This window comes from Micromonospora marincola (assembly GCF_056150385.1).
This window is the reverse complement of record NZ_JAXCFT010000003.1, coordinates 235,205-261,832: the sequence shown is the minus strand read 5'-3', so window position 1 is coordinate 261,832 and position 26,628 is coordinate 235,205. Positions and strand designations below refer to the sequence as shown.

At 74.8% G+C, this 26,628-nt stretch carries 30 protein-coding genes; 17 read left to right on the top strand and 13 right to left on the bottom strand.

What is annotated here, in order from left to right:
- Nucleotides 1–49: 49 nt before the first annotated feature.
- The 4 genes from SM450_RS09410 to SM450_RS09395 all read right to left on the bottom strand — a co-directional run bounded on the left by SM450_RS09410 (nucleotide 50) and on the right by SM450_RS09395 (nucleotide 3,028).
- Nucleotides 50–535 (bottom strand): hypothetical protein, encoded by a 486-nt coding sequence (locus tag SM450_RS09410; RefSeq protein ID WP_474619305.1) that lies wholly within the window; start codon nucleotides 533–535, stop codon nucleotides 50–52.
- Between the two features lie 207 nt (nucleotides 536–742).
- Nucleotides 743–1,222: a hypothetical protein gene (locus SM450_RS09405; RefSeq protein WP_474619304.1), complete on the bottom strand. Its 480-nt coding sequence runs from the start codon at nucleotides 1,220–1,222 to the stop codon at nucleotides 743–745.
- Between the two features lie 31 nt (nucleotides 1,223–1,253).
- Nucleotides 1,254–1,925, bottom strand: a complete 672-nt coding sequence (locus tag SM450_RS09400) for a response regulator (RefSeq protein WP_474619303.1) — start codon at nucleotides 1,923–1,925, stop codon at nucleotides 1,254–1,256.
- Nucleotides 1,922–3,028 (bottom strand): sensor histidine kinase, encoded by a 1,107-nt coding sequence (locus SM450_RS09395; RefSeq protein ID WP_474619302.1) that lies wholly within the window; start codon nucleotides 3,026–3,028, stop codon nucleotides 1,922–1,924. Before SM450_RS09395 ends, SM450_RS09400 begins: the two co-directional genes overlap by 4 nt.
- Nucleotides 3,029–3,203: 175 nt before the next feature.
- Here SM450_RS09395 and SM450_RS09390 point away from each other — a divergent pair, with 175 nt between their 5' ends.
- The 5 genes from SM450_RS09390 (at nucleotide 3,204) to SM450_RS09370 (ending at nucleotide 7,463) form a co-directional block, all read left to right on the top strand.
- Complete coding sequence (locus tag SM450_RS09390; protein WP_474619301.1) at nucleotides 3,204–3,620, top strand: DUF6069 family protein; 417 nt, start codon at nucleotides 3,204–3,206, stop codon at nucleotides 3,618–3,620.
- Between the two features lie 236 nt (nucleotides 3,621–3,856).
- A complete protein-coding gene (locus tag SM450_RS09385; protein ID WP_474619300.1) occupies nucleotides 3,857–4,267 on the top strand; it encodes a YciI family protein in 411 nt (136 codons plus the stop codon).
- Between the two features lie 9 nt (nucleotides 4,268–4,276).
- Complete coding sequence (locus SM450_RS09380) at nucleotides 4,277–5,413, top strand: RNA polymerase sigma factor (RefSeq protein WP_474619299.1); 1,137 nt, start codon at nucleotides 4,277–4,279, stop codon at nucleotides 5,411–5,413.
- Between the two features lie 104 nt (nucleotides 5,414–5,517).
- Nucleotides 5,518–6,090 carry a hypothetical protein gene (locus tag SM450_RS09375; RefSeq protein ID WP_474619298.1) on the top strand — a complete coding sequence of 191 codons (573 nt, stop codon included), beginning with the start codon at nucleotides 5,518–5,520 and terminating at the stop codon, nucleotides 6,088–6,090.
- 122 nt (nucleotides 6,091–6,212) lie between these two features.
- On the top strand, nucleotides 6,213–7,463 hold the full coding sequence (locus tag SM450_RS09370) for an MFS transporter (protein WP_474619297.1): 1,251 nt from the start codon (nucleotides 6,213–6,215) through the stop codon (nucleotides 7,461–7,463).
- A gap of 3 nt (nucleotides 7,464–7,466) precedes the next feature.
- Here SM450_RS09370 and SM450_RS09365 read toward each other — a convergent pair whose 3' ends face one another.
- Nucleotides 7,467–8,534, bottom strand: a complete 1,068-nt coding sequence (locus SM450_RS09365) for a Gfo/Idh/MocA family protein (RefSeq protein ID WP_474619296.1) — start codon at nucleotides 8,532–8,534, stop codon at nucleotides 7,467–7,469.
- A gap of 63 nt (nucleotides 8,535–8,597) precedes the next feature.
- Between SM450_RS09365 and SM450_RS09360 the strand changes: the two genes are divergently transcribed.
- Entirely contained in the window at nucleotides 8,598–9,782 is a 1,185-nt protein-coding gene (locus SM450_RS09360) for a lycopene cyclase family protein (RefSeq protein ID WP_474619295.1), read from the top strand.
- On the opposite strand, the gene SM450_RS09355 is transcribed toward SM450_RS09360, so the two are convergent.
- Together SM450_RS09355 and SM450_RS09350 are read right to left on the bottom strand one after the other, a co-directional pair.
- Entirely contained in the window at nucleotides 9,779–10,888 is a 1,110-nt protein-coding gene (locus tag SM450_RS09355) for a serine hydrolase domain-containing protein (RefSeq protein WP_474619294.1), read from the bottom strand. The two genes, SM450_RS09360 and SM450_RS09355, sit on opposite strands and share 4 nt — an antisense overlap.
- 2 nt (nucleotides 10,889–10,890) lie before the next feature.
- Nucleotides 10,891–11,664: a tyrosine-protein phosphatase gene (locus tag SM450_RS09350; protein ID WP_474619293.1), complete on the bottom strand. Its 774-nt coding sequence runs from the start codon at nucleotides 11,662–11,664 to the stop codon at nucleotides 10,891–10,893.
- A gap of 71 nt (nucleotides 11,665–11,735) precedes the next feature.
- On the opposite strand from SM450_RS09350, the gene rnhA reads away from it, so the two are divergent.
- Nucleotides 11,736–12,308, top strand: coding sequence for a ribonuclease HI (gene rnhA, locus SM450_RS09345; RefSeq protein WP_474619292.1), 573 nt, complete (start codon nucleotides 11,736–11,738; stop codon nucleotides 12,306–12,308).
- Here rnhA and SM450_RS09340 read toward each other — a convergent pair.
- From SM450_RS09340 to SM450_RS09325, 4 genes are all read right to left on the bottom strand, one after another.
- Nucleotides 12,227–12,487: a hypothetical protein gene (locus SM450_RS09340; RefSeq protein ID WP_474619291.1), complete on the bottom strand. Its 261-nt coding sequence runs from the start codon at nucleotides 12,485–12,487 to the stop codon at nucleotides 12,227–12,229. The two genes, rnhA and SM450_RS09340, sit on opposite strands and share 82 nt — an antisense overlap.
- A gap of 36 nt (nucleotides 12,488–12,523) precedes the next feature.
- The gene (locus SM450_RS09335; RefSeq protein WP_474619290.1) at nucleotides 12,524–12,760 is read right to left on the bottom strand and encodes a preprotein translocase YidC; all 237 of its coding nucleotides are present in this window, start codon (nucleotides 12,758–12,760) and stop codon (nucleotides 12,524–12,526) included.
- Between the two features lie 295 nt (nucleotides 12,761–13,055).
- Nucleotides 13,056–13,958, bottom strand: a complete 903-nt coding sequence (locus SM450_RS09330; RefSeq protein ID WP_474619289.1) for a pentapeptide repeat-containing protein — start codon at nucleotides 13,956–13,958, stop codon at nucleotides 13,056–13,058.
- 167 nt (nucleotides 13,959–14,125) lie between these two features.
- Nucleotides 14,126–15,103, bottom strand: a complete 978-nt coding sequence (locus SM450_RS09325; RefSeq protein WP_474619288.1) for a helix-turn-helix transcriptional regulator — start codon at nucleotides 15,101–15,103, stop codon at nucleotides 14,126–14,128.
- Nucleotides 15,104–15,147: 44 nt separating this feature from the next.
- On the opposite strand from SM450_RS09325, the gene SM450_RS09320 reads away from it, so the two are divergent.
- Nucleotides 15,148–15,624 carry a hypothetical protein gene (locus tag SM450_RS09320; protein WP_474619287.1) on the top strand — a complete coding sequence of 159 codons (477 nt, stop codon included), beginning with the start codon at nucleotides 15,148–15,150 and terminating at the stop codon, nucleotides 15,622–15,624.
- Nucleotides 15,624–16,079: a hypothetical protein gene (locus SM450_RS09315; RefSeq protein WP_474619286.1), complete on the top strand. Its 456-nt coding sequence runs from the start codon at nucleotides 15,624–15,626 to the stop codon at nucleotides 16,077–16,079. The genes SM450_RS09320 and SM450_RS09315 overlap by 1 nt, the downstream gene beginning before the upstream one ends.
- On the opposite strand, the gene SM450_RS09310 is transcribed toward SM450_RS09315, so the two are convergent.
- Nucleotides 16,063–16,734, bottom strand: coding sequence for a TetR/AcrR family transcriptional regulator (locus SM450_RS09310; RefSeq protein WP_474619285.1), 672 nt, complete (start codon nucleotides 16,732–16,734; stop codon nucleotides 16,063–16,065). The genes SM450_RS09315 and SM450_RS09310 overlap by 17 nt on opposite strands.
- Nucleotides 16,735–16,848: 114 nt before the next feature.
- Here SM450_RS09310 and SM450_RS09305 point away from each other — a divergent pair, with 114 nt between their 5' ends.
- From SM450_RS09305 to SM450_RS09290, 4 genes are all read left to right on the top strand, one after another.
- Nucleotides 16,849–18,339 carry a flavin-containing monooxygenase gene (locus SM450_RS09305; RefSeq protein WP_474619284.1) on the top strand — a complete coding sequence of 497 codons (1,491 nt, stop codon included), beginning with the start codon at nucleotides 16,849–16,851 and terminating at the stop codon, nucleotides 18,337–18,339.
- Complete coding sequence (locus tag SM450_RS09300; protein ID WP_474619283.1) at nucleotides 18,332–19,249, top strand: SDR family NAD(P)-dependent oxidoreductase; 918 nt, start codon at nucleotides 18,332–18,334, stop codon at nucleotides 19,247–19,249. The genes SM450_RS09305 and SM450_RS09300 overlap by 8 nt, the downstream gene beginning before the upstream one ends.
- Entirely contained in the window at nucleotides 19,246–20,100 is an 855-nt protein-coding gene (locus SM450_RS09295; RefSeq protein WP_474619282.1) for an alpha/beta fold hydrolase, read from the top strand. Before SM450_RS09300 ends, SM450_RS09295 begins: the two co-directional genes overlap by 4 nt.
- A 220-nt stretch (nucleotides 20,101–20,320) precedes the next feature.
- On the top strand, nucleotides 20,321–21,598 hold the full coding sequence (locus SM450_RS09290; RefSeq protein WP_474619281.1) for an MFS transporter: 1,278 nt from the start codon (nucleotides 20,321–20,323) through the stop codon (nucleotides 21,596–21,598).
- Nucleotides 21,599–21,611: 13 nt separating this feature from the next.
- Here the strand turns inward: SM450_RS09290 and SM450_RS09285 are convergent, their stop codons facing one another.
- Nucleotides 21,612–22,028 carry a hypothetical protein gene (locus SM450_RS09285; RefSeq protein ID WP_474619280.1) on the bottom strand — a complete coding sequence of 139 codons (417 nt, stop codon included), beginning with the start codon at nucleotides 22,026–22,028 and terminating at the stop codon, nucleotides 21,612–21,614.
- A 127-nt stretch (nucleotides 22,029–22,155) separates the two neighbouring features.
- On the opposite strand from SM450_RS09285, the gene SM450_RS09280 reads away from it, so the two are divergent.
- The 4 genes from SM450_RS09280 (at nucleotide 22,156) to SM450_RS09265 (ending at nucleotide 26,106) form a co-directional block, all read left to right on the top strand.
- On the top strand, nucleotides 22,156–23,244 hold the full coding sequence (locus SM450_RS09280) for an S-(hydroxymethyl)mycothiol dehydrogenase (RefSeq protein ID WP_474619279.1): 1,089 nt from the start codon (nucleotides 22,156–22,158) through the stop codon (nucleotides 23,242–23,244).
- A complete protein-coding gene (locus tag SM450_RS09275; protein WP_474619278.1) occupies nucleotides 23,241–23,870 on the top strand; it encodes an MBL fold metallo-hydrolase in 630 nt (209 codons plus the stop codon). The genes SM450_RS09280 and SM450_RS09275 overlap by 4 nt, the downstream gene beginning before the upstream one ends.
- Before the next feature lie 215 nt (nucleotides 23,871–24,085).
- A complete protein-coding gene (locus tag SM450_RS09270; protein ID WP_474619277.1) occupies nucleotides 24,086–25,171 on the top strand; it encodes a DUF3626 domain-containing protein in 1,086 nt (361 codons plus the stop codon).
- Nucleotides 25,172–25,380: 209 nt separating this feature from the next.
- The gene (locus SM450_RS09265) at nucleotides 25,381–26,106 is read left to right on the top strand and encodes a hypothetical protein (RefSeq protein ID WP_474619276.1); all 726 of its coding nucleotides are present in this window, start codon (nucleotides 25,381–25,383) and stop codon (nucleotides 26,104–26,106) included.
- Nucleotides 26,107–26,628: the final 522 nt, after the last annotated feature.

The window sequence follows — 26,628 nt, the reverse complement described above, 5'->3', positions numbered from 1 at the left end:
GGGGCCCGCGCCGGGTGGACCGGCGCGGGCGACCCGCTCGGCGTGCCGTTCAGGCCGTGGCGCCCGCCCGTCGCCGGCGGCGGACCAGCACGTACGCTCCGCCGGCGAGCGCGCCGGCGGCGAGCGCGCCGCCCGCGACAAGCACGCCGGTGTCGCCGTCCCGGCCGCCGGCGCCGGCCTGCGCGCCGCCGATCGGGGTGACGGTGAACGTGGCGCTGCCGCCGTCGCTGCCGTCGCCGCAGGTAGCGGCCACCGTGTACGTGCCGAGCGTGAACCCGGCGGTGAAGAGTTCGGCGCTCAGGCCGCCGCCGGCGGCGGCAGTGGTGGACCTGACGTTCTGGTCGCGGTCCGGCCCGGTGACCCGGAAGATCGCGTCACCGGCCTTCGGGTTGCACGTGGTGGTGAGCACGACCGTGCCGCCGACCGGGGTGGTGGCGGGTGAGACTCTGGTGTCCGCCAGCGCGGCGGCCGGTAGCAGCAGTGCGCCGAGGCCCACGCCGACCGCCGCCGTGCCGAGAAATGACTGTGCCTTCATCCGCGTCTTCCCTCACATTTCGTCCGCTGTCTGCGTGGGACGTCGTTCGGGTGGCCAACTCCGTGACTAGCACCGGTGTGGCCAACACTAGGAGGGTTGCGGCGGTCACTGGGGGTAATTGAGAAATCTTCGTTGCCGTCCGGTGTTCCCCCTCCCGCCACCCGACGACGGACATGCCGGCACGTCGAGGATGAGACCGGACAGACGTCAGGACGTCCCGTGCGGGCTGAGCGCCGCCGACCACAGGGCGATCCGGCGGTCCCGGCTCCGCCGGCTCAACAGGGCGAAGCAGACGGCGAGGACGACGAGGTCCGGATGCCGCCCGGTGACCTCGACGTCGACCGGGGCGCCCGGCCGACCCGACGTGCGCGCGGTGACGGTTCCCCCGGGCCCGGTCAGCGCACCCTCGTACCGCCGGAACCCGCGCGTGGTCCGCCACCCGACGGGGGTGTCCACACCGGACAACCGCGCCGCCGGCGGTTCCAGTTCGAGCAGCGGCGCGTCGGCCGGCCCGGCGATGATCCGCAGGCGGCATCGGCCCTGTGCGCGCAACGGCCAGGCGCCCTCGGACGTGGTCGCGTCGGCGCGGACCAGGCCACGGCCGGCGTGCAGCGTCCCGCGCGGCGCGGTCCCCGCCGTCAGCGTCCACAGTCGGCGGCCGGTGCGGCGCAGCGTCAGGTCGGTCATGTCGTACCCCCGTAGTCGTGGTGTGTGCGGCTCACCCGGCCGGCGGTTCCGGCCGGACCAGCCCGGTGTCGTAGGCGAGGACCACCGCCTGGATGCGGTCCCGCAGGCCCAGCTTGGTGAGGATCGCCGAGACGTGTGTCTTCACGGTGGCGGTGCTCAGGTGCAGCCGGGCGGCGATCTCCGCGTTGGACAGTGCGCGCGCGGTGAGCGTGAGCACCTCCCGCTCGCGGGCGGTCAACGCCGCGAGCGCCCGGTCGGCGGTGGGGGCCGGGCCGGGCAGCCGGTCGGCGAACCGGTCCAGCAGCCGCCGCGTCACCGTCGGCGCCAGCAGCGCCTCACCCCCGGCCACCACCCGCACCGCCTCGGCCAGATCGGCCGGACGGGTGTCCTTGAGCAGGAAGGCGCTCGCCCCGGCGCGCAGCGCGGCGTAGACGTGCTCGTCGACGTCGAACGTGGTGAGCATGACGATCCGGGCGGGGCTGCCGGCGGCCACCAGGTCCCGGGTCGCGGCGATACCGTCCCGCCGGGGCATCCGCACGTCCATCAGCACCACGTCGGGCCGGGTACGCGTCGCCACCGCGACCGCCTCGACGCCGTCCGCCGCCTCCCCGACCACGGTCAGGTCGGGCCGGGCGTCGAGGACCATCCGCAGCCCGGCGCGGATCAGCTCCTGGTCGTCGGCGACCACCACCCGCACGTTCACCGGATCACCGCCCGCACCGGGAGTTGCGCGCGTACCCGGAAACCGCCGGCCGGCAGCGGGTCGGCGTCGAGCGTGCCACCGAGCAGGCGGGCCCGTTCCCGCATGCCGACGATGCCGCGTCCGCCGGTCGCCCCGGGCCGGCGGGCCGGCGTCGAGCCGTCGTTGACCACCTCCAGCCGCAGCATCCCGTCGCCGTAGCGGACGTCGACGTCGGCGCGGGTCGCGTGCCCGTGCCGCAGCGCGTTGGTAAGCGATTCCTGCACGATCCGGTACGCGGACAGCTGCACCCCGCCGGGCAGCGCCTCGCCGTCGCCCTCCCGGCGGAGCGTCACCGGCAACCCCACCGCGCGGACGGCGTCGACAAGCGCGTCGAGCTGCGCCAGCCCCGGCTGCGGCCCGTCCGGGTCGGAGCCGTCGTCAGCGGTAAGCGCGTGCAGCATCGCCCGTAGCTCGGTCAGTGCCGACCGGGCCGCCGCGTTGATCGAGCCGAGCGCGGCGCGGGCCTGCGCCGGCTGCTGGTCGAAGATGTCCTCGGCGGCGACGGCCTGCACGGCGATCACCGCCACGTGATGGGCGACCACGTCGTGCAGCTCGCGGGAGATGCGCTCCCGCTCCGTGGCGCGCACCTGCCGCTCCCACTCGCAGCGCCGCTGCGCCTGGGCGCGGAGCAGTTCGCCGATCGACCAGCTCAGGCCGAGCGCGGTCACCGCGAGCAGCATGTCCCGCCAGCCGCCGGTGACGAGCTTCCACGGCGTGGGCGCCACAAGCACCCCGAGAGCGACGAGCGAGAACCGCGGCGGTCGCAGCCGGGCGACGTAGGACAGCGGCGCGGCCACCAGACCGAGCCAGCCCAGCGTCGGGCAGAGCGCCTCCAGGCCGACGCCGGCGAGCGCGGCCACCGCGAGGGCGTACCCGGGTCGGCGCCGGATCCAGAGCAGGCAGCTGGCCTGCAACACGGCCAGGCCGACCGCGACGGCGGTCCCGCCCGGGGTGGCCGGGCCGACGTCCGAGGTCAGCAGCACGAGCAGCGACACGCCGAGACAGGCCGCGGCGATGCCGCCGTCGAGCACCAGCAGGAACCGGGTCCGGGACAGGCACTTCATGCCCTGGATGCTAGGTTGCCGCCCCGCTTGACCTCATCGGCCGCGAGACGGAGATGTGGCCCGGCCCTGGTTCCCGGGACGGACCCGGGAACCGGCCGCCGGCGCGATCCGCGCGACGCCCCGCCGGCCCTAGCGTCTTCCGCAGTTGATTCCGCCACACCGGAGGTACGCACCGATGGAAACCACGATGCCGAGCGCCACCGTCCGTCCGGCCCGCCGCCGCGACCGACTGCTCACCGTGCTCGCCGCCACCGCCGCCACACTGCTGGGCTGGGCGGTCGCGGTGCCGCTCGCCGGCGTGGAGCTGACCGCCCGCAGTGGCGACGCCGAGCAGCGGGTCACGCCGGTGGCCGTGGCGGTCAGCACGGTGCTCGCCGGGTTGGCCGGCTGGGCGCTGCTGGCCCTGCTGGAGCGGTTCACCGGGCGGGCGCGGACCATCTGGACCGTGGTCGCGGCGCTTGTGCTGCTGCTGTCCCTGCTCGGGCCGCTGTCCGGGGGAGTGGGCCGGGCGGCCACGGTGACGCTCGTGGTCCTGCACCTGCTCGCCGGCGCGGTGCTGGTGCCCGGCCTGCGGCGTACCGCCGCCCGCTGACCGGCCGCCCGCCGGGCGGGTCGACTCGGAACCGCCCGCGACGGGGGTGGGCGGCTTCGATCGAGGTCATACAACTAGCCTCCTAGGACGCCGTAGAGGCTGTGCCTCACTCACCGGTCCGGTCGTCGGCCAGCTCCCGAAATTTTTCTGCTCGGGATGTCGAGAACCGTGGGCCGGCTCCGTCCCCGGTCCGAACGCGGCCAGAATGGGTCGCACCCGTACCGAGGAGAAGCACCATGGCGAAGTACCTGCTGCTGAAGCACTACCGCGGCGGCCCGAAGCCGATCACCGACATGCCGATGCTGGACCGGTGGACGCCGGAGGAGGTCACGGCGCACGTGCAGTACATGAACGACTTCGCGGCCCGCCTGGAGAAGTCCGGCGAGTTCGTCGACGGCCAGGCGCTCTCCCCGGAGGGCACGTTCGTCCGCTACGACGGGGAGGGGCGCCCACCGGTCACCGACGGCCCGTTCGCCGAGACGAAGGACCTCATCGCCGGCTGGATGGTGATCGACGTGGACAGCTACGAGCGCGCCCTCGAACTGGCCGCGGAGCTGTCCGCCGCGCCGGGGCAGGGCGGCCGGCCGATCCACGAGTGGCTGGAGCTGCGCCCGTTCCTGACCGAGCCGCCCACCATCACGGAGTGAACTGATCCGATGGACCACGTGATGCTGCGCAGCCTCACGCCTGGCGTTCTCGGTGTCCTCGTCCGCCGCGGAGCTGACTTCGCGGCGGCCGAGGACGCCGTGCAGGACGCGCTTGTCGAAGCGCTCCGCGTGTGGCCGGCCGACCCGCCGCGCGAGCCGAAGGCGTGGCTGGTCACCGTCGCCTGGCGCCGGTTCCTCGACATGGCTCGCGCCGACGCCGCCCGGCGTCGGCGGGAGGACCTCGTCGACGAGGAGCCGGCGCGGGGGCCGGTGTCCGGGGCGGACGACACGCTGCGGCTCTACTTCCTCTGCGCGCATCCGTCGCTGACCCCGTCGTCGGCGGTCGCGCTCACCCTGCGCGCCGTCGGCGGGCTCACCACCCGCCAGATCGCCCAGGCATACCTGGTGCCCGAGGCGACCATGGCGCAGCGGATCAGCCGGGCCAAGCGCACCGTCTCCGGCGTACGGTTCGATAGGCCCGGCGACGTCGCGACCGTGCTGCGCGTACTCTACCTGGTCTTCAACGAGGGCTACTCCGGCGACGTCGACCTCGCGGCCGAGGCGATCCGGCTCACCCGCCAGCTCACGGCCGCCATCGACCATCCCGAGGTGGCCGGGCTGCTCGCCCTCATGCTGCTGCACCACGCCCGCCGGGCCAGCCGGACCAGCCCCGACGGCGGTCTGGTGCCGCTGGCCGAGCAGGACCGCCGCCGCTGGGACACGAGTCTCATCGCCGAGGGCGTGGAGATCCTGCAGGGGGCCCTGGCCCGGGACCGGCTGGGCGAGTTCCAGGCGCAGGCCGCCGTCGCGGCCCTGCACGCCGACGCGCCCACCGCCGCGGAGACCGACTGGGTGCAGATCGTCGAGTGGTACGACGAGTTGGTCCGCCTCACCGACAACCCGGTCGTCCGGCTCAACCGCGCGGTTGCGGTCGGGGAGGCGGACGGCGCCCGGGCCGGGCTGGCGGCGCTCGCCGAGTTGGACGAGACGCTGCCCCGGTACGCGGCGGTGGCGGCGTACCTGCACGAACGTGACGGCAACCCGGAGACGGCCGCCCGGGTCTACGCCGAGGCCGCCGGAAAGGCCACCAACCTCGCCGAACGCGACCACCTGATCCGCCAGGCCGCCCGCCTGAACACCCGGTGACCAGCGGTCCCGGCCCTGGCGGCCCTGCTGCCGCACGCCGCTGGGAAGCTGCTCGACCCGGCCGGCCCGGTCCCGGCGGCGCGGTCGCGCGCTAGCCTGCCGGCATGGATCTGGGTCAGGACGGCGAGCGGGTGGCCGCGTCCCTCGCGCACCGACTCGCCGGGCTGACCTTCGTGGATCTGACCACCGACCAGGTGACCGCTCGGCTCGTCGACGCCGTGGTCGAGTGGGCGTCCGGCGAGGGCTGGCGGGTCTACCGCCGGGCGGCGAGCGTGCTGCCGTTGCCGCCGCCGCTGTCCGGGCGGCAGTCGGTGCTCGACGTCGCCTGCGCGCGGCCGGCCCGTCCGCCGGTCGTCGTCGAGGTCGACCACACCGATCGTCGACGCACCGTGGAGAAGCTGCTGGCCGAGGCCGGGGCCGGGCGGATCCCGATCTGGCTGCGCTGGGGCGTACCCGGGTTCACCCCGCCACCCGCGCCGATCCGGATGGTGACGGTCGAGGTGTCCCGCCGCAACGGTCCGGCCGGCCAGGGTCGGCTGCACTCGCGGCGACCGGCGGTGGACCGGCCGGCACCGGCGCACTCGCTTACGGCGGGCGGCCCGGCCGACCCGGTCGCGCTGCCGATTCCCGCCCCCGAGGAGCCCGACCGAGCTGCGCGGGACGCGCGCCGGTCCTGACGCTCCGGCGGTGCTGGCCCGACGGTGTTAAGAGGGGCCCCCTCCTATGCACGATGCGTTAAGCGGGGGCCCCTCCTTAAACCGCTCGGCGGGGGGCGCCCGCGCTGGTAGCTTGCCTCGTCGTGACGGGGGAACGGCTCGGCGGGCGCTTCGCCCGCCTGTGGACGGCGAGCACGCTGTCGGCGTTGGGCAGCGGCATGGCCACCGTGGCCGCCCCGCTCTACGTGGCGTCGCGCACCGACGACCCGCTCGTGGTCTCCGCCGGCGCGGCGGTGTCCTGGTTGCCGTGGCTGCTGTTCGCCCTGCCCGGCGGTGTGTTGGCGGACCGGGTGGACCGGCGCCGGCTGATGGTGCTCATCGACTGGGTACGCGTCGGGGCGCTGGCCGTGCTTGCCACGGCGATGCTCGCCGACCGGGCCGGCGTCGTGCTGCTCTACCTGGTGCTGTTCGTGGTGAACACCGGTGAGGTGGTGTTCCGCACCGCCGCCCAGGCGGTGCTGCCGGCGGTGGTGCCCCGGTCCCGGCTGGAACGGGCCAACGGCTGGCTGAGCGGCGGCACCCAGGTGACGCAGAACATGGTCGCCGGCCCGCTCGGCGGCTTCCTGTTCGTGCTTGCGGCGGCGGCGCCGTTCGCGCTCAACGCCGGCACGTACGCGCTCAGCGCCGTCCTTGTCGGCCTGCTCGCCGGGACCTACCGGGGCGCGCCGGCGCGCGGCGAACGGCGTTCGGTGCGGGCGGAGGTCGCGGAGGGGTTCCGGTGGCTGCGGTCGCAGCGGCTGCTGCGCACGATGGCGCTGCTGATCGGGCTGCTCAACGTCACGCTCACCGCGGCGATCGCGGTGCTGGTGCTGCTGGCGACCGAGCGGCTGGGTCTCGGTTCGGTCGGCTACGGCGTGCTGTTCACCTGCATGGCGGTGGGCGGGTTGCTCGGCTCGGTCGTCGGTGACCGGTTGATCGCCGCCATCACCGCCACCTGGACGGTGCGGGTGGGCCTGCTGGTCGAGGCCGGCCTGCACCTGGCGTTGGCCGCGTCGCGCAGCGCGGCGGTGGTCGGGCTCGCGTTGTTCGCGTTCGGGGTGCACAGCGCGTTGTGGAACATGGTGGCGAACTCGCTGCGGCAGCGGCTCACCCCGCCGGCGCTGATGGGCCGGGTGGGCAGCACGACGTTGTTCGTCGCGGCCGGCGGCAACTGCGTCGGCGCGTTGCTCGGCGGCGTGTTGGCGGCCCGGTTCGGGATCACCGCGCCGTACTGGGTGGGCTTCGTGGTGGCGGTCGCGGTGAGCGTCGCGACGTGGCGGGTGTTCGACCGGGCGACGGTGGCCGCCGCGTACGCCGAGCCGACGCCGCCCGCGCCCGCGCCGGTGGCCGGGTAGCGGTCAGCGCAGCGGGGGCACCGGCAGGGTGACGCCCTGCGCCGCGGCCTGGTGCGCCAGCTCGATCAGCTCGACCACGGCCACCGCGTCGGCCGGGTCGACGGGCATCGGCGCGCCGTCGCGCAGCGCCGCCGCCACCCGGGCGTAGAAGTCGGGGTAGCAGCCCGGCTCGGTGGGCACGGCGCGCAGGTCGCCGTCGGCGCCCAGCCGCCCGTACCGCTCCGGGCCGACCGCGCCCCAGCCGGGTTCGCCGGGCCGCCGGCCGTCGCGCAGCGCGGCCTCCTGCGGGTCCAGGCCCCAACCGGTGTACGCGGCCCGGTCGCCGAGCACCCGGAAGCGGGGGCCGAGCTGCGCGGTCACCGCGCCCATCCACAGGTGGGAGCGCACGCCGCGGGTGTGGGTGAGCGCGACGAAGGCGTCGTCGTCGACCTCGGCGCCGGGCCGCCGCCGGTCCACCTCGGCGTAGACGTGCTCCACCGGGCCGAACAGGTGCACCGCCTGGTCGATCAGGTGGGCGCCGAGGTCGAACAGCGCGCCGCCGGCCTCGCCGGGTGCGGCGCTCTCCCGCCAGCCCGGCCTGACCGCCGGGCGCCACCGCTCGAACCGCGACTCGAACCGGGTCACCCGGCCCAGCTCGCCGGAGTCGACCAGGCGGCGCACGGTGCGGTAGTCGCCGTCCCAGCGCCGGTTCTGGAACACCGTCAGCGGCACCCCGGCGGTGGTGGCCTCGTCGAGCAGCGCGCGGCCCTGCTCGGCGGTCGGTGCGACAGGCTTGTCCACCACCACCGGCAGGCCGGCGGCCACTGCGGCCCGGGCCAGCGGCACGTGCTGCCGGTTGGGCGCGGCCACCACCACCAGGTCGAGCGCGTCGGCGGCCCGCCACAGGTGGTCGGCGTCGTCGACGACCCGGGCGTCGGGGTGGTCGGCCTGGGCCTGCGCGCGCCGCCCCGGGTCGCGGGTCACCACCGTGTCCAGCCGCAGCCCGGTGGTGGCGGCGATCAGCGGGGCGTGGAACACCCGCCCGGCCGTCCCGTACCCCAGCAACCCGACCCGCAGCGGCGCCCCCGTCATGCCGCCGAATCTACGCGGCGGGGTCCCCGGTGGCGCGACCCGCCGGTGTGACAGCGTGGGCGGGTGTCCGCTTCCTACCCGGTCGACGTCGACCTCGCGCTTGTCGGCGGCGGTGGCGCCGCCTCCCTGGTCCTGGCCGCCCTGGACCGGCACCGGGTGAGCGGCGTGCGGGTGGCCGTGGTGGATCCGGTGCGCAAGCGCGGCCAGGACCGCACCTGGGCGTTCTGGGGCACGCCCGGCGGCGACCTCGACCCGCTGCTGAGCGCGAGCTGGTCGCGGGTGGAGGTGGTGACGGCGGCGGGCCGCCGCGTCCTGCCGTTGGACCCGCTGCGGTACGCCATGCTCCGCTCCGCCCCGGTCTACGACCGGGCTGCCGAGGCGGAACGGCGGCTGGGCGCGGTGCGGATCGGCGCGGCGGCGGGGGAGGTGCGCGACGACGGTGACCGGGTGACCGTGCACGACCCCGCCGGTGGGGTGTTGGCGCGGGCCGGCTGGGTGCTCGACTCCCGGCCCCGCCCGCCGGCACGGCCGGGGCGGACGAGCTGGTTGCAGCACTTCCGGGGGTGGTGGCTGGCGGCCGAGAAGCCGACGTTCGACCCGGGCCGGGCGGTGCTGATGGACTTCCGCACCCCGCAGCCGGAGCGCGGGGTGTCCTTCGGGTACGTGCTGCCTGTCGACGACCGGTTCGCGCTCGTGGAGTACACCGAGTTCGGGCCGGCGGTGCTCGACGACGCCGGCTACGACGCGGCGCTGCGCGGTTACGCCGGGCTGCTCGGGCTGGACCTTTCCGCGCTGCGGGTGCGGGAGGTGGAGAACGGGGTGATCCCGATGACCGACGGCCCGTTCGTGGCCCGCCCGAGCCGCCGCGTGGTGCGTTTGGGCACCGCCGGTGGGGCGACCCGGCCGTCCACCGGGTTCACGTTCTCCGCCATGCTCCGCCAGGCCGACCAGGTGGCCCGGGCCGTCGCGGCGGGCCGCCCGCCGGTGCCCCTGCCCGCGTACCCGGGTCGGCACCTGTGGATGGACGCGGTGGCGTTGCGGGCCCTGGACCGGGGGCACGTCGGCGGGGTGGAGTTCTTCGAGCGGCTGTTCGACCGCAACCCGCCGGAGCGGGTGCTGCGCTTCCTCGACGGCGTCACCAGCCCGGTCGAGGACCTGGCGGTGATGCGGTCCAGCCCGTTGCTGCCGATGACCGGCGCGGTGCTCGGTGACGCCGCCGGCCGGCTGCGCGCCCGGCTGCGCCGTTAGGCGTTGGCGGCGGCGACCCGGTCGCGCACCAGCACCCGCAGCCGTTCCATCGGGTCACCGTCGCCCGCGCCGAGCCGGTTGCGCACCGCCGCCACCGTCAACCCCAGTTCCGGATACGCGAACGCGAGGCTGCCGCCGCTGCCGGCGGTGCCGAACGACCCGTCGTCGTCGACCGCGTAACCGAGCCCGAACGTGCTCTCCTGCCCGAACACCCACTCCTGCGCGCGTACCGCGGGCGCGGACACGGCGCGCAGCCGGTCGGGGGAGATCAGCCGGACCCCGTCGACCGGGCCGAGCAGCGCCGCGTACATCCGGGCCACCGCGCGGGCGCTCATCGTGCCGACCGACGGCACGTCGGCGCGGAGCACCGCCGGGTTGCCGCCGATCGTCGCGTCCGGACGGACCGCGGGCGGGGCGACCGCGTCGAAGTGCGGCAGGTTGGCGCCGGCCCAGGTCATCATCGCGGACAGGCCGGCGTCCTCCAGCCGGGCCAGCCGGGGCAGCTCCGCCTCCGGTACGGCGAGGAACAGCTCCCGGTCGACGCCGAGCGGCCCGGCCACCTCCTCGGCGAGCACCTGGGAGATCGGCTTTCCGGTGACCCGGCGGACCACCTCGCCGACAAGCCAGCCCCACGTCCAGGCGTGGTAGGCCAGCCGCTCGCCGGGCGCCCACAACGGTTTCGCGTCGGCGAGCAGGTCGCACATCCGGGACCAGTCGGTGAAGTCGGCGGGGGTGATGTCGGCGGGCAGGGCGGGCAGGCCGGCGGTGTGGGTGAGCACGTGCCGCAGCGTGATGCCGTCCTTGCCGTTGCGGGCGAACTCCGGCCACACCCGGGCCAGCGGCAGGTCGGGGTCGAGGCGGCCCTGCTCGGCCAGCACGTGCGCGACGGTGGCGGTGAGGCCCTTGCCGGTGGAGACCGCGTGCACAGGCGTGTCGGCGGTCATCGGCCGACCGGCGTCGGTGTCGGCGAGGCCGGCGTGTTCCTCGACGATCGGCGCGCCGTCGAGGTAGGCGGCCACCTGCACGCCCGCCTCCCGCCCGGAGGTCACCAGGTCGTCGATCGTCGCGCGCACGTCGGCCCGCAGGCCGTTCCACCGGTTGTCCACGGTCAGGGAGCCTGCCAGAGCGCCGCGTCGGCGTCGCGCGGTTTTTCGTCGTCGGTGAGCAGGCGGGCGCGCAGCGCGGCGATCGTCTCCTCGCCCACCCCGAGTCGCCCGGTGACGTATCCGCGCACCGAGCCGTGCGCGGCGACCAGCTCGGCCAGCACCAGCCGGATGAGTTCGGCGGGCGCCCGACCGTACGCCGGCCAGCCCGGCGTCGCGCCGCCGTTGCGGTCCCGCCACTCCGCGACAAGCGCCCCGGTGGCCCGTTCGGTGAGCGCGAAGTCCGCCGCGATCTGGTCGGTGTCCACGCCGAGCAGGGCCAGCACCAGTGCGGCGAGCAGCCCGGTGCGGTCCTTCCCGGAGGCACAGTGGAACACGAGCGGCTGCTCGTCGTGGGCGATCACCTCCACGGCCCGGCGCAGCTCCGCCACGCCGTCCTCGGCCACCTCGGCGTACCTGTCGGCCAGGTAGCGCCATGGATCCACGTCCGGGTCGATGTCGGCCTGGACGTAGGGGCGGTGCTCGATGCTCAGGTTGTGCCAGGTCACGCCGAGGCTCTCCGGCGCCCGGCCGCGCTCGGCGATCTCCCACGGGTAGCGCAGGTCGATCACGGTGCGGACGCCGAGCGCGGCGAAGCGTTCCAGGTCGTCGCCGGTGAGCTTGGCGAGGGAGTCGGAGCGGTAGAGCCGGCCCCGGGCGACCGTGCGGCCGTCGGCGGCACGCCAGCCGCCCAGGTCACGGAAGTTGCAGAGGGTGGTGAACGGCGGGGGCGCGGTCATGGGTGGCACGGTAGCCGGGCGTCGCGGGTCGGGTGGTCCCGCGCGGCGGCGTACCCGGTAGGTTGCCGGGCATGGCGGAGGCGGAGACCGGCCGGGTCGTGGAGATCTGGACCGACGGCGCGTGCAGCGGCAATCCCGGGCCCGGTGGCTGGGGCGCGGTGCTGCGTTGGGGCGGGCACGAGCGGGAGCTGTGCGGTGGCGAGGCGGCCTCCACCACGAACAACCGGATGGAGTTGACCGCCGCGATCGAGGCGTTGGAGAGCCTGACCCGTCCGGTGACCGTGCGGCTGCACACCGACAGCACCTACGTGCGTAACGGCATCACCGGGTGGCTGAACGGGTGGAAGCGCAACGGCTGGGTCACCGCCGCGAAGCAGCCGGTGAAGAACGCCGACCTGTGGCAGCGGTTGGAGGCCGCGTGCGCCCGGCACGACGTCACCTGGCTGTGGGTGAAGGGCCACAACGGCCATCCGGAGAACGAACGCGCCGACGCGCTCGCCAACCGGGGGATGAGCGAGGCGCGGGGCGGCGGTTCACCGGCCACCCCGCGCACGCCGGCGGCTCACCGCAGCGGGCGGCCCTCCTCGATCTCCTCCGGCCCGTCGGCCGGGTCGGCGGTGCCGGAGACGGCGTCCACGTCGTAGCCGGCCCGGCTGGTGTCCCGCGCCGAGCGCCGGTCCTCGGCCGGCAGGTCGGCGAAGTCGTCGCCGCTGTCGTCAGTGGTGTGCAGGGATTCGCCCGGCGGGCGCAGGGACGCCTCGTAGGCGGTGGCGCCGTCGGGTTCGTCGCCGGCGGCGCGGCCGAAGGACTCTTCACTGGTCATGTCGCACTCCTGCCCGCATCCGGTGGCGGCAAACGTTCAGCGGGCCGCGTCCGGGTGCGTCGGCATCGACGAGCCGCCCGAGCTGCTGCCGGACGCTCCGCCGGCCATCCCGGACCCGTCGTCCTCGGTCACCTCGTCCGGTGCGGGCACGTCCGGCTCGGCGGCCGGCACCTCGGTGTCCGCCGGCACCTGCACCAGCCGGGCCTGTCCGGCCGCGTCCTCGGCGTGCGCCGGGTCGACGGGTTCCGCGCCGTCACGTGCCCGATATCCCACCGGTCCGCCCCCGTCCCCCTCGACTGTTCCCGCCGCCGCCTACCCACCCCACCCCCACCAAAACCCCACCCACCCACCCACCCACCCGCCTGTCTGGGGTCGTTTCGTCGATCTTGGATTTGTGGTGCCAGGGTATGTCCGTTAAGGGCAGGTATCGGAGGTGCCACAAGTCCAAGATCGACGTCACCGCCGTAGATCTTGAACCCGGAGCACCGGTGACAGCCGCAGGGGGACGGGATCGGTGATCAAGGGGTTCACGTCGAGGGGGCGCGTTCTCGAGAGGCGAACTCCTTGATCAACGGGGGTGGTGGGGGCGGGGGTGGTGGGCCGGGCGGCGGCGGGGTGGGCGGGGCGCGGTGGGGGTGCGGGTGGGGGTTGGGGTTGGGGGCAGGGGCCAGTGCGTGGGGCGGCGCAGGCCGGGCGGCAGGACGGTGCGGTGGTCGCCGCGGGCGGCGTCGAGTTGGGACTGGTGCGTGAACAGGCACTCGCCGAGGTCGGCGCCGCGCAGGTCCGCGCCGCGCAGGTCGGCCCCGGTCAGGTCGGCGGCGCCGAGCCGTACCCCGCGCAGGTCCGCCCCGATCAGGGTGGCGCCGCGCAGATTCGCCCCGGCCAACGCGACGCGGCGCAGGTCCACGCCGATCAGCACGGCGCCCCGGCGGTCCGGTCCGGCCCGACCGGCGCGGGCCTGCTCGCCGGCGCTCGACAGCAGCCGGTTGACCCGGGCCCGGTGCGCGTCGGCGTCGACCGCGAGCAGTTCCTCCGGGGTGCCGTCGGTGAGCCGGCCGGTCTCGTCAAGCGCGGCGGCCAGGTCGTCGCGCAGCGGACCGGGCGGGGTGAGCCGCACCGCCTCGGTCAGATACCAGAGCAACTCGTGCAGCGGTCGCAGCACGGCGAACGTGTCGAACATCCGCCGTGCGGTCGCCGGGTCCGTGCGCCAGTCGCGGCCGGCGAAGGTGCCCTGGGTGAGGTGCTGGCCGGCGCCGAAGCAGTCGAACACGGTGCACCCGGGGAAGCCGCGTTGCCGCAGCTCCGAGTGGATGCCGCAGCGGGAGTCGGGGCGCAGGTTCGGGCAGGGCCGCCCGGCCGGCTTGTCGATGGCGAAGTCGGCCGAGGCGGCGAACGCCGGCGCGACGCAGCAGACCCCCGCGCAGCGCGCGCAGTCCGCCCGCAACTCCCACCCCTCGCGCTCACCGGTCATCCGCCGCCCCCCTCCGACACCCGGTCCATTCTCCGCCGGCCCACCACCCGCACCCCAGCCGCCCCGCGATCATGAAGCTGGCGGCGCCCGCCGTCCGAATTGTCGCCGGCAACCTCATGATCGGCGGGGCGGGTGGGGTGCGGGTGGTGGGCCAGCGGGCTCCTTGATCAACGGGGCGGGTGGTAGACGGCGGCCAGGGCGGCGGCGGTGTCGGCCAGCCGGGTGCGGAGCGCGGCGGGGGAGAGAACCTCCACGTCGGCGCCGAGCCGCAGCAGGTCGCCGTGCGCGTGGGTGAGCGACTCGATGGGGATGACGGCCCACACCCAACCCGCCGCGTCGGGCGGGCCGGCGGACGCCTCGGCGGCGGCGACCACCACGTCGCTGCCGATCTCCCGCAGCCGCGCCCGCCCGCCCGGGGAGAGCCGGACGGTGGCCTCGTCCCGGTGCAGCCCGGCCCGGAACGCGACCACGTGCGCCCGCCACCACGCCGGCAGGTCGAACTCCGGCCGGTCGAACGGCTCGTCGAGCGGGGTGAGGTCGAGGATCTGGTTGACCCGGTAGGTGGCCGGCTCGGCGCGGTCCGGCCGGGCCGCGACCACGTACCAGCGGCCACCCTTGAGCACCAGCCCGTACGGCTCCAGCACCCGCGTCACCTCGCCGCGCCAGCCGCGGTAGCGGACCCGGACCCGGTGTTCCCGCCACACCGCCTCGGCCGCCTCGGCCAGGTGCGGTGACGGGTCGCCGTCGGAGTACCAGCCCGGCGTGTCCAGGTGGAAGCGCTGCTCCAGCCGGGCCGCCCGGTCGGCCAGCGGGGCGGGAAGCGCGGCACGCAGCTTGAGCTGCACGGCCGCCACGACCGACTGGTAGCCCAGCTCGGCGGCCGGCCCGGGCAGCCCGGCGAAGAGCAGCCGGTCGGCCTCCTCGCCGGTAAGCCCGGTCAGCCGGGTACGCCAGCCGTCGACAAGCCGGTAGCCGCCGGCGTGCCCGGCCTCGCCGTACAGCGGGATGCCTGCGGTGTGCAGCGCCTCGACGTCCCGGTAGATCGTGCGCGCCGACACCTCCAGGCGGGCGGCCAGGTCGGCGGCGGTGAGCCGGCCGTGCGCCTGGAGGAGCAGCAGGATGGACAGGAGTCGACTCGCCCGCATCCGCTGACACTAGCTGTCAGGGGAGTGGCCCTACGGTCCCCGGCATGGCCTTCCACGACAAGGAGCTGACCGTGCCCGGGACCGTCGAGGTCGCCGGCCGGCACGTCAAGCGCTACCACATCGACCAGCCGCGGCGTCGCCTCGAACCGGACGTGGTCGACGCCGCGTCCGCGTACCTGCCGTCGCTGCTGCCCGCCCCGACCGACGGCACCCCGCCGGCGAGTTGGGCGGTGCTGCACCGGGGCGCGGACACCGGGGCGTACCTGCTTGCGTACAGCTGGTTCTTCGACAACGTCGTCGAGTGCCGGATCGCGATCGCCGGGCAACCGGCGCTGGCCTGCCCGGACGACGACCCGGCGCACTTCGTCGACCTGGACCGGCCCGGGGTGGGGTGTGTCTGGGAGCTGGGAGTGCTGGAGCACGAGCGGCTCGCCTGGATCCGGCACGTGCTCGCGCCAGAGCGGCCCGACCTGGCCGGCTACCTGGCCGACGCGCGCGCCGAGGGGCCGGTGGGCCGCTGATGGGCGACTTCGACTTCCTCGTCGGCGCCTGGGACGTGACAAACCGGCGCCTGCGGCAGCGGCACGTCGGCGCCGACGACTGGGACGAGTTCGCCGGCGTCAGCGAGGCGCGTTCGTTCTTCGACGGCGCCGGCAGCTTCGACGAGATGCGCTGCCCCAGCCGGGGCTTCTCCGGCTCCACCGTGCGGGTCCTCGACCCAGCGACCGGGCTGTGGTCGATCTACTGGATGAACAGCCGGCGCGGGGTGCTGGAGCTGCCGCCGGTGGTGGGCCGGTTCAGCGACGGCGTCGGCACGTTCTTCGCCGACGACACCGACGAAGGGCGGCCGGTGCGCTGCCGGTTCCTCTGGTCGGCGATCACCCCCACCTCCTGCCGCTGGGAGCAGGCGTTCTCCACCGACGGCGAGCGCACCTGGGAGACCAACTGGACCATGGAGTTCACCCGGGCGGCGTGACAGGTGGCGTGGTGGTGCGGTAGATCGCGGTCAACCAGACGTCGAGCAGCACGTCGACCACGTCCCGCTCGGCCACCGCCGGGCCGTCCCCGGCGAACGTCGCGTACCAGACCCGCTCGTTCATCGAGTTCAGCGCGATGGCGAGGTCCCGGGCGGGCAGCCCGTCCGGGGCCGCGCCGCGGGCGCGCTCCACCTCGACGGCGGCCTGCACCGCGCGTACCCAGCGTTCCAGCACCTCGGCCCAGAGCCGCCGCACCTCGGCGTTGGTGCCGCGCACCTGGGCGCAGGCGAGCACCACGTCCCGGTGGCCGCCGAAGATCGCGTGGAACCGGGCGATCAACTCCCGCCACCTGGCGCGCGGGTCCTCGGCGAGCCGGTCCAGCACGTCGCCGGCGGCGGCGTCGGCCTCCTCGGTGACCCGGTCGAGCAGGGTGAGCAGCACCGCGTCCTTGGAGGGGAAGTAGAAATAGAAGGTGGGCCGGGAGATGCCCGCGCCCCGGGCCAGGTCGTCGATGGAGATGTCGCCGAACGGCCGGTCCCGCAGCAGCCGCTCGGCGGTGGCGAGGATCGCCACCTCCCGGTCGTCGCCGGTGGAGCGGCCGGCCCGCCGCCCGCGGGTCGGCGCGGCGCCGGTCGGCGTACGGGCGGGGCTCATGTGGGCCGATGGTACACCTGGTCAACACCCTGTCGATTCCACTCGACAGGGTGTTGACTGGTCTCGGTGGCGGTGGCTAGTGTCCGGTCCACCGCGGGCAGAACGGGAGAAGCGATGGCCTCCGACCACGTCGACGTCCTCATCGTCGGTGCCGGTCTGTCCGGCGTCGGCGCCGCCGTCCACCTGAACCGCGAGTGCCCCGGCAAGACCTACGCGGTGCTGGAGGCCCGCGGCGCGATCGGCGGCACCTGGGACCTGTTCCGCTACCCAGGCGTGCGCTCCGACTCGGACATGTACACCCTCGGCTACTCGTTCAAGCCGTGGACCGACCCGAAGGCGATCGCCGACGGCGAGTCGATCCGCCGCTACGTCCGGCAGACCGCCCGCGAGTACGACGTGGAGCGGCACATCCGCTTCCACCACCGGGTGGTGCGCGCCGAGTGGGACAGCACGACCGCCCGCTGGACCGTGCACGCCCACCGCGACGACACCGGCGAGGACACGACGCTCACGTGCGCGTTCCTGTTCACCAACTCCGGCTACTACCGCTACGACGAGGGCTACACGCCGCGCCTGCCCGGCGTCGAGCGGTACGCCGGCACGCTCGTGCACCCGCAGCACTGGCCGCGGCGGCTCGACTTCACCGGCAAGCGGGTGGTGGTGATCGGCAGCGGCGCGACCGCGGTCACCCTGGTCCCGGCCATGGCGCAGCGGGCCGCCCACGTCACCATGCTCCAGCGCTCACCGACGTACGTCATCTCGCTGCCCTCGCGCGACAGGTTCGCCGACGCCGCCCGGCGGTGGCTGCCCCCCACGGCCGCCTACGCCGTCACCAGGTGGAAGAACGTCCTGCTCGGGGTGGCCAACTTCCAGCTCAGCCGGCGCGCGCCCGGGCTGGTGAAGCGGTACCTGCGCCGGGCCGCCAGGGGCCGGCTTCCCGCCGGATACGACGTGGACCGCCACTTCTCGCCCCGCTACGACCCGTGGGACCAGCGGCTCTGCGTGGTGCCGGACGGAGACCTGTTCACCGCCCTGGCCGACGGCCGCGCGTCGGTGGTGACCGACACCATCGACACGTTCACCGGGCACGGCGTCCGGCTCGCCTCCGGCGCGGAGCTGCCGGCCGACATCGTGGTCACCGCCACCGGCCTCAACCTGCTCGCGCTCGGCGGCATGACGCTCGCCGTGGACGGCGTCGACGTCGACCTCGGCGCGACCGTCGCCTATAAGGGCATGATGCTCTCCGGCGTGCCGAACCTCGCCATGACGATCGGCTACACCAACGCGTCCTGGACGCTCAAGGCGGACCTGGTCGCCACCTACGTCTGCCGGCTGCTGCGCCACCTCGACGACACCGGCCAGCAGATCGTCACCCCCCTCGCGCCGGACACCGACGACCTGGCGCCGATCATCGACCTGCGGTCCGGGTACGTGCTGCGCTCCGTCGACCAACTGCCCAAGCAGGGGCCACGCGCGCCGTGGCGGCTGCACCAGAACTACCCCCGGGACGTACGCCTGATGCGGCACGGGCCGCTCACCGACGGCGTCCGGTTCGCCCGGGCCGGCGTGCCGGCCGCGGCCCTGTATGGAGGCAATGATGCGTGACCTGGACTTCTCCGGCGGTGTCGCGGTCCTCACCGGCGCCGCGAGCGGCATCGGCGCGGCGCTGGCCCACGGCCTGGCCCGACGCGGCGCCGACCTGGTCCTGCTCGACCGCGACGCCGACGGGCTGGCCACCGTGGTGGCGGCCATCCGGGCCGCGCACCCGGACCTGCGGGTCGAGACGCACCTGGTCGACCTCGCCGACGCCGACGCCACCGACCGGGTCGCCGCCGAGATCCACCGCGCCCATCCCCGGATCCGGCTGCTCGTCAACAACGCCGGCGTCGCGCTCGGCGGCCGGTTCGACCAGGTCACGCTCGACGAGTTCCTCTGGGTCATCGAGATCAACTTCCGGGCGGTGGTGCGGCTGACCCACGCGCTGCTGCCGGCGCTCAAGGCCGAGCCCGGCGCCCACCTGGTGAACGTCTCCAGCCTGTTCGGCCTCATCGCCCCCGCCGGGCAGGCCGCCTACTCGGCAAGCAAGTTCGCCGTACGCGGGTTCACCGAGGCGCTGCGGCACGAGCTTGTCGACGACGGGGTCGGCGTCACCTCGGTGCACCCGGGCGGGATCCGGACCCGGATCGCGGCCCGCGCGTGGGTCGGCAGCGGCGTCCCGCTCCAGGAGTACGAGGCCGGCCTCCGGCAGTTCGAGAAGCTGCTCACCATCGACCCGGCGACCGCCGCCGAGGCGATCCTGCGCGGCGCGCAGCGTCGCCGCGGCCGGGTGCTGATCGGCTGGTCGGCGAAGCTGCCCGACCTGCTCGCCCGGATCGCCCCCGCCGGCTACGGCCGGGTGCTGGCCCTGGGCATGCGCCCGCCGCGTGCGCCGGCCGCCCTCGCCGCCCCGGACGGCGCGGCTCCCCTCGCCGCCCCGGACGGCGGGGGCGCGCCGGAGCCCGGTCGGTCGGCGTGACAGTCGCCCTGCCGGCGGTCGACGAGCGCACCGTGGCCGGCCGGCGGATGCGCTGCCGGATCACCGGCGACGGGCCGCCTGTGGTGCTGCTGCACGGCATCTGTCGTACCCTCGACGACTTCACCGCGCTGCACACGGCGCTGGCCCGGGACCACCGCGTGCTCGCCGTGGACCTGCCCGGCCACGGCGGCTCCGCGCCCCTGGACGGGCCGCACACGCTGCCCGCGCTGGCCGGCGCGGTAGCCGGGTTCCTCGACGCCGCCGGGGTCACCGGCCCGGCCCACCTGGTCGGCAACTCCCTCGGCGGCGCGGTGGCCATGCGCGTCGCCGCCGACGCCCCGCACCTGGTGTCCGACCTGGCGCTGCTCGACAGCGCCGGCTTCGGGCGGGAGGTGACCGTGGCGCTGCGGCTGCTCGCGGTGCGCCCGCTGGCCCGGCTGCTGCTGCGTCCGCACCCGGCGATCGCCCGCCGCATCGAGCGGGCCATCTTCTTCGACCCGGCGTACGTCACCGACGAGCGGATCGCCACCGCGCTGGCCGTGGCCCGGCAGCCGCACGCCGCCCGGGTGATCCGGGAACTGGTCCGCCACCTGGGCACCTGGCGTGGGGTACGCCCGCGCTGGCGCGCCGAGCTGCTCGACGCGGTGGCCGCGCTGGACCTGCCCACGCTGCTGGTCTGGGGCGACCGCGACCTGATCCTGCCCGCCGCGCACCTGGCGTACGCGCGGACCCGGCTGCCCGGGGCACGGGCCCACCTGTTCCGCGACACCGGCCACTTGCCGCAGATCGAGCGCACCGCCGAGGTGGAGACGCTGCTGCGCGACTTCTGGTCCACCCGCCCGACCCCCTGACCCAGCCCACCCGGCCCGGCGATCATGAAGTTGACGGCGCCGGTTGTCCGAATTGCCGCCGTCAACTTCATGATCGCGCGGTGTGAGGGCTGCGCCGGGCGGGGGCCGGGGTGTTCTGCGCCACGACCGGTGGCGGCGGGGGCGGGCACGGGAGGTCGGGCGCGCACCATCGATTCATGACGCAGGCGTGGCACATCGACACCGGGCTCGGAAGGTCCCGGTGAGCGCCGCCCGCCGACCCGCCGCCCTGGTCTACGCGGTGGCCGTCACCGCGTACGTGGCGGCCGTGTTCCACCGCAGCTCGCTCGGCGTGACCGGGGTGGACGCGGCGGACCGCTTCGGCATCAACGCGTCCGCGCTCGCCACCTTCTCCGTCGCCCAGCTCGCCGTCTACGCGGCCATGCAGATCCCGGTCGGCGTGCTGCTGGACCGGTACGGTTCCCGCCGGCTGCTGCTGGCCGGCGGCGCGCTCATGGTGGCCGGGCAGCTCGTGTTCGCGGTCGCCGTCGACGTGCGCCTCGCCGTCGTCGCCCGGGTGCTCGTCGGCCTCGGCGACGCGATGACGTTCATCAGCGTGCTGCGGATCGTGGCGTTCTGGTTCCCCGGCCGCCGCAACCCGATGCTGGTGCAGCTCACCGGCACCATCGGTCAGCTCGGGGCGGTGCTCGGCGCCGTACCCCTGGTGGCGCTGCTGCACCACGCGGGCTGGACCCCGGCGTTCCTGACCGCGGCGGCGCTCGGCGTCACCGTGCTGCTGCTGGTCCTGGCCGCGGTGCGGGACACCCCGCACGCCGGGCACGTCACCGCGCCGACCCCCGGGCTGGCGACCGTACGCCGGCAGCTCGCCGACGCGTGGGCGCAACCCGGCACCCGGCTGGGCCTGTGGACGCACTTCGTCACCCAGTTCTCCGGTTCGGTGTTCGCGCTGCTCTGGGGTTATCCCTTCCTGGTGCAGGGGCAGGGTTTCTCGCCCACCGCCGCGGCCGGGCTGCTGACCCTGATGACCGTGGTGACGCTTGTGTGTGGCCCGGTGGTCGCGCACCTGTGCGCCAGGCACCCGTACCACCGTTCGGTGGTGGTCTTCGCCATCACCGCCGCCACCGCCGCGGTCTGGGCCGTGGTGCTGGCCTGGCCCGGCCGCGCCCCGCACGGGCTGCTGGTGGCCCTGGTGGTGGTGCTCGCGGTCAACGGCCCCGGCGCGGTGATCGGCTTCGACTACGCCCGCACGTTCAACCCGGTGCACCGCATCGGCAGCGCCACAGGCATCGTCAACGTCGGCGGGTTCGTCGCCTCGATCGTGCTCATCCTGGCCGTGGGCGTGGTGCTCGACCTGGCCACCCCGGCCGGGCGGGGCGCACCGCCGCTGTGCGCGTTCCGCTTGGCGTTCGCGGTGCAGTATCTGCTCTGGGCGTTCGGCGCGGTGCAGGTGCTGCGCTACCGCAACGCGGCCCGGCGCCGGTTGGCCGCCGAGCGGGTGCCGGTGGCGGTGCCGGCCTGAGGTCGCGTGCCGGTCAGTGGCGCCGCCGGTGGGTGAGCGAGTCCAGCATCAGGGTCACGCCCGCGCCGACAAGCCACACGTCCTTGGCCAGTCCGATGCCCGCCTGGCTGGGCCGCAGGCTGGTGCCCTCCCGCATGCCCGGGGTCTTCAGGTAGAGCTGCACCAGCCCGGCGCCGAACGCGGTGAGCGCGGCGCCGGCGAGCAGCGACGGGACGAACGGGGCGAGCAGCGCCGCGCCGAGGGCCATCTCGCCGCGGGAGAGCAGCACCGCGAACCGGTCCGGCGGGACCTGCCCCAGTTGCGGGATCGCGCCGACCGCCATGCCGTGCACCCCGGCGGCGGCCTCGCCCTCAAGCGTCCGCTTGGACAAGCCGGAGTTCAGGATGTACGCGCCGATGGCGACCCGCAGCGGCGCATGCGTCAACCTCATGATCACTCCCGTTCGACGTCGAAGAACCGGCACCGGCGGATACCCGGTGACGACCGGGACAATCCGCCCGTGCCGCCGACGATGATCGGCGGTAGGTTCGGCGGGGGACCGAAACGAAGGAGAAACCGTGAGCCAGGAAGTCCGGGGAGTCGTGTCGCGGCGCAAGGGCGCGCCGGTGGAGGTCACCACGATCGTGGTGCCCGACCCGGGGCCGGGCGAGGCGGTGGTCCGCGTCCAGTCCTGCGGCGTCTGCCACACCGACCTGCACTACCGCGAGGGCGGCATCAACGACGACTATCCGTTCCTGCTCGGCCACGAGGCCGCCGGCGTCGTCGAGCAGGTGGGCGACGGTGTCACCGACGTGGCCCCCGGCGACTTCGTCGTACTCAACTGGCGGGCCGTGTGCGGGCAGTGCCGGGCCTGCCGGCGCGGCCGGCCCTGGTACTGCTTCGCCACCCACAACGCGGCGCAGAAGATGACCCTCACCGACGGCACGGAGCTGGCCCCCGCGCTTGGCATCGGCGCGTTCGCCGAGAAGACGCTCGTGCACGCCGGGCAGTGCACCAAGGTGGACCCGTCCGTCCGGCCCGCCGCCGTCGGGCTGCTCGGCTGCGGCGTGATGGCCGGCCTCGGCGCGGCCATGAACACCGGCAACGTGACCCGGGGCGACTCCGTCGCGGTGATCGGCTGCGGCGGCGTCGGTGACGCCGCGGTGGCCGGCGCGGCCCTCGCCGGCGCGACGACGATCGTCGCGGTCGACACCGACTCCCGGAAGCTCGACTGGGCGCGGAAGTTCGGCGCGACCCACACCGTCAACGCCTCCGAGGACGATCCGGTCGAGGCGATCCGCGCGGCCACCGGCGGATTCGGCGCCGACGTGGTGATCGACGCGGTGGGTCGGCCGGAGACCTGGAAGCAGGCGTTCTACGCGCGGGACCTCGCCGGCACGGTCGTCCTGGTCGGCGTGCCGACCCCGGAGATGGCGGTCGAGCTGCCGCTGCTCGACGTGTTCGGCCGCGGCGGCGCGCTCAAGTCCAGCTGGTACGGCGACTGCCTGCCCAGCCGCGACTTCCCGATGCTCACCGAGCTCTACCGGCAGGGCCGGCTCGACCTGGACGCGTTCGTCACCGAGGAGATCGCCCTCGACCAGGTCGAGGAGGCGTTCACCCGGATGCACCACGGCGACGTGCTGCGGTCGGTGGTGGTCTTTCCGTGACCGCCCGCGTCGACCACACCGTCACGTCCGGCACGTTCTCGCTCGACGGGCAGACGTTCGACGTGGACAACAACGTCTGGGTGATCGGCGACGACGACGAGTGCGTCGTCGTCGACGCGCCGCACGACGTACCCGCCATCCGGGCGCTCATCGGTGACCGCCGCGTGCTCGCGGTCCTGGCCACCCACGCCCACGACGACCACGTCCGGGTCGCCCCCGAGTTGGCCCGGGCCACCGGCGCGCCGGTGCTGCTGCACCCGGCGGACCGGGTGCTGTGGGACCAGGTCCACCCGGACACGCCGCCGGACGGCGACCTCGTCGACGGGCAGACCGTCACCGTCGCCGGCACCATGCTGCGGGTCCTGCACACGCCCGGCCACAGCCCGGGAGCGTGCAGCCTCCACGCGCCGGAACTGGCGGCGGTCTTCACCGGCGACACGCTCTTCGCCGGCGGACCCGGCGCGACCGGGCGCTCCTGGAGCGATTTCGACACCATCGTCGAGTCGATCCGCACCCGGCTGCTCACCCTGCCGCCGGAGACCGTGGTGCACACCGGGCACGGCGACGACACCCGGATCGGCGCGGAGGCGCCGCACCTGGACGAGTGGATCGCCCGCGGCCACTGACCACGGCGGAGACCGGAGGCGGCGAAGCGCCCGACGACGTTCAGCGCCTCGCTGTCGTCGTCGTGGATCCATCAGTCACGGTGCGCCTTCCCCGGTGCGGCAGGTGCCTCACCGTAGCGAAGGGACACCGCCCCGCCGGCCGGCTCGCCCCGCCCGCGGCGTACCCGAAGGAAATCCGTGGTTCGCCCGCCCCCGGCCCGGCGATACTCGGCGGCGTGCCCGGACCGACCCTGACCGCCGCGCAGTCCGCCGCCCTGCGGCACGTGCGCGACGTCGCGCTGCGGGACCGCCCGGCCGCGCTCGCCGTGATCGCGCAACACCTCGCCGGATCCGGCGCCGACGTCCACGCTGAGGAGGTCGTCGCGGCGGTGACCGGGTACGGCCGGCTGACCGTCAACTTTCACCCCGACCGGGTGCTGCGCGACGGCCGTACCGTGGTCGAGGCGCTCGACGCCGACGGTGTCTACCGCAGCCAGTTCGAGACCGGCATCTCGGCCGGCGGGCTGACCGCGTTCCCCGGTGGCGACCGGGACGTCTGGGAGAAGGCGATGTTCGGCGGCGCGTACCAACGTCCGGGCGTGCTGTCCGTGGAGCGTCCGAAGTACGGCGGTCTCAACCTGCTCGACCACCCCGACGGCGCGTGCCCCCGGTTCGGCTCCTGTCACCTGCGGCTGCGCCCGGAGGTGCTGGCGCGGGCGACGTTCAGCTTCGGCGACAGTTCCGTCGGGCCGGCCGAGGTCGGCACCGCCACCGTCTTCGAGCCGGTCCTCGCCGCGCTGCTCACCGCCACCGCCGCCACCGACGTCAGCCTGGGCGTGTCCGGAATGGACACCGGCACGCTGCTGCGGGCCCTGCTGTCCCGCCGGGAACGCGCGTCCGAGCGGGCCGGTCGCGCCCTGGACGACTACATCGAGGCGCAGGTACACGGCGAGGTGAGTCTCGCCCGCGACGTCGAGGCGGTGGTGGTCGACCCGTCGTTCCGCGACACGGACGTGGGACGCCGCCTCGCCGGGATCGCCGGCCGGCACGGCTTCGCGCTGCGGTGGCACACCGGCTTCCAGCTGCCCGTGGACGCCGTGGACGCCGACTTCCGGGGACCGGGCATCCCGCCGCTGGCCGCCCGCGTGCACGCCGAGTTCGGCCGGCCGGGGGAGCCGCTGACCGCGGCGCTTGTCGGCCGCGCCGCCGCGTCGCTGGTACGCGAGCCGCACCGCTGGGCCGACCGGGGGCCGGCGGAGTTGACTGTGCAACACCTCAAGCAGCTCTGGCACGTCCTGGTCTGGTTCGGCCGTCCGGCCTGATCGTCACGTGGTGTCCGCTCCGGTGCCCACTGTCCGATCCCACGGGTGACCTGGACCGCAGCCCGTGCCCGGACCCATGTCTCCGGAATGCCCGGCCGGCCCGGCTGGTTGTGTCCCCGGTACCGCCGGTGCGCAAACCAGCACCGACCGTGAACCCCCGAGGGGCGCTCACCCCGGAGCGCGTCGTAACGATCGAAAGGGCAACCATCGTGAAGCAGCACGTCGCTCGATGGCTCCCCGCCATCGCGAAGACCGCCGCCGCGAGGACCGGCGACATCACCCGCAACCGTCGTGCCGTACTCACCGTCGCCGGCGTGACCGCCCTGGGCGGTCTCGCCTACGGTCCCACCGCCGTCGCCGCCCCGGTGACAAGCGGACCACACGCCGGCGCCGTGGCCGCCATCGACCTGGCCACCGGCAAGAAGTCCGCCCGCGAGGCGGCGAAGTCGGGCCTGACCACCGGCAGCGACAAGGTGCCGACCAAGGCCGACCGGCCGAGCAGGGACAAGCTCATGCCGCACGGCGTCGAGGGCGCCCAGTCGCGCATCCCGCTCGACGACGCGCAGGTGGACAACGCCAAGGCCATCGTGCGGGCGGCCAAGGAGACCGGAGTGGGGGAGCGGGGCGCCGTCATCGGCGTCGCCACGTCGCTCCAGGAGTCGAAGCTCTACAACCTCGGTCACCTCGGCAGCTACAACGACCACGACTCGGAGGGCCTGTTCCAGCAGCGTCCGTCGTCCGGTTGGGGCACGTCCGAGCAGATCACCGACCCGGAGTACGCCAGCAAGGCGTTCTTCGGCGCGCTGAAGAACATCGGCGGCTGGCGGGACCTGCCGCTGACGAGCGCGGCACAGACGGTCCAGGTGTCCGCCTACCCGTACGCGTACGCGCAGTGGGAGGAGCAGGCGGCGGACATCGTCCAGCAGCTCTGGTGACACCGTCACACCCGTGACCGGCCGGCCCCGCTTCCCGGGGCCGGCCGGTCACATTCACGGCGACCGGGAGGTTGCGGCCCGTCTGGGGCACGGGTGGGTGTCTGCGACGCCCTGAGGCACCCTGGCGTTCCAGTCGTCGCCTGTCCGGAGCGCGGGTGGAACGGTATGGGTGTCTCGGGCGTGCTGATGCACCCCTGGCGTTCCAGTCGTGGGCTTGGGGGAGCGCGGGTGGAATGTGCGGGTGTCTGACGGGCGTGTGGGATCCGGTCGTGGTGTGCCGCCCGGGTGTTCCGGGTGGGTGGGGTGTCCGGTTCGGGGGTGGTGGGTGGCACTCTGACGGTGGAATCGTCGCGGGGGTGCGGGCGTTGTAACCCGGTGAACGGCCGAGGAAGGCCAGCGCACCGGTTCGCCGCGCTGCCGACCCGCCCCCGGGAATGGCGGTGGGTAGCCGGTCGTTACACAGTCTCCCGGCCCCGTGGTGTGGCCCTGCCCCGCGGAGCAGCCGGCATCCCCCGCAAAATC

Coding starts and splice junctions, on each gene's coding strand:
- SM450_RS09410 (WP_474619305.1), bottom strand. CDS start 535: ATGAAGGCACAGTCATTTCTCGGCACGGCGGCGGTCGGCGTGGGCCTC.
- SM450_RS09405 (WP_474619304.1), bottom strand. CDS start 1,222: ATGACCGACCTGACGCTGCGCCGCACCGGCCGCCGACTGTGGACGCTG.
- SM450_RS09395 (WP_474619302.1), bottom strand. CDS start 3,028: ATGAAGTGCCTGTCCCGGACCCGGTTCCTGCTGGTGCTCGACGGCGGC.
- SM450_RS09390 (WP_474619301.1), top strand. CDS start 3,204: ATGGAAACCACGATGCCGAGCGCCACCGTCCGTCCGGCCCGCCGCCGC.
- SM450_RS09385 (WP_474619300.1), top strand. CDS start 3,857: ATGGCGAAGTACCTGCTGCTGAAGCACTACCGCGGCGGCCCGAAGCCG.
- SM450_RS09380 (WP_474619299.1), top strand. CDS start 4,277: ATGGACCACGTGATGCTGCGCAGCCTCACGCCTGGCGTTCTCGGTGTC.
- SM450_RS09375 (WP_474619298.1), top strand. CDS start 5,518: ATGGATCTGGGTCAGGACGGCGAGCGGGTGGCCGCGTCCCTCGCGCAC.
- SM450_RS09365 (WP_474619296.1), bottom strand. CDS start 8,534: ATGACGGGGGCGCCGCTGCGGGTCGGGTTGCTGGGGTACGGGACGGCC.
- SM450_RS09350 (WP_474619293.1), bottom strand. CDS start 11,664: ATGACCGCGCCCCCGCCGTTCACCACCCTCTGCAACTTCCGTGACCTG.
- rnhA (WP_474619292.1), top strand. CDS start 11,736: ATGGCGGAGGCGGAGACCGGCCGGGTCGTGGAGATCTGGACCGACGGC.
- SM450_RS09340 (WP_474619291.1), bottom strand. CDS start 12,487: ATGACCAGTGAAGAGTCCTTCGGCCGCGCCGCCGGCGACGAACCCGAC.
- SM450_RS09330 (WP_474619289.1), bottom strand. CDS start 13,958: ATGACCGGTGAGCGCGAGGGGTGGGAGTTGCGGGCGGACTGCGCGCGC.
- SM450_RS09325 (WP_474619288.1), bottom strand. CDS start 15,103: ATGCGGGCGAGTCGACTCCTGTCCATCCTGCTGCTCCTCCAGGCGCAC.
- SM450_RS09320 (WP_474619287.1), top strand. CDS start 15,148: ATGGCCTTCCACGACAAGGAGCTGACCGTGCCCGGGACCGTCGAGGTC.
- SM450_RS09315 (WP_474619286.1), top strand. CDS start 15,624: ATGGGCGACTTCGACTTCCTCGTCGGCGCCTGGGACGTGACAAACCGG.
- SM450_RS09310 (WP_474619285.1), bottom strand. CDS start 16,734: ATGAGCCCCGCCCGTACGCCGACCGGCGCCGCGCCGACCCGCGGGCGG.
- SM450_RS09305 (WP_474619284.1), top strand. CDS start 16,849: ATGGCCTCCGACCACGTCGACGTCCTCATCGTCGGTGCCGGTCTGTCC.
- SM450_RS09300 (WP_474619283.1), top strand. CDS start 18,332: ATGCGTGACCTGGACTTCTCCGGCGGTGTCGCGGTCCTCACCGGCGCC.
- SM450_RS09285 (WP_474619280.1), bottom strand. CDS start 22,028: ATGAGGTTGACGCATGCGCCGCTGCGGGTCGCCATCGGCGCGTACATC.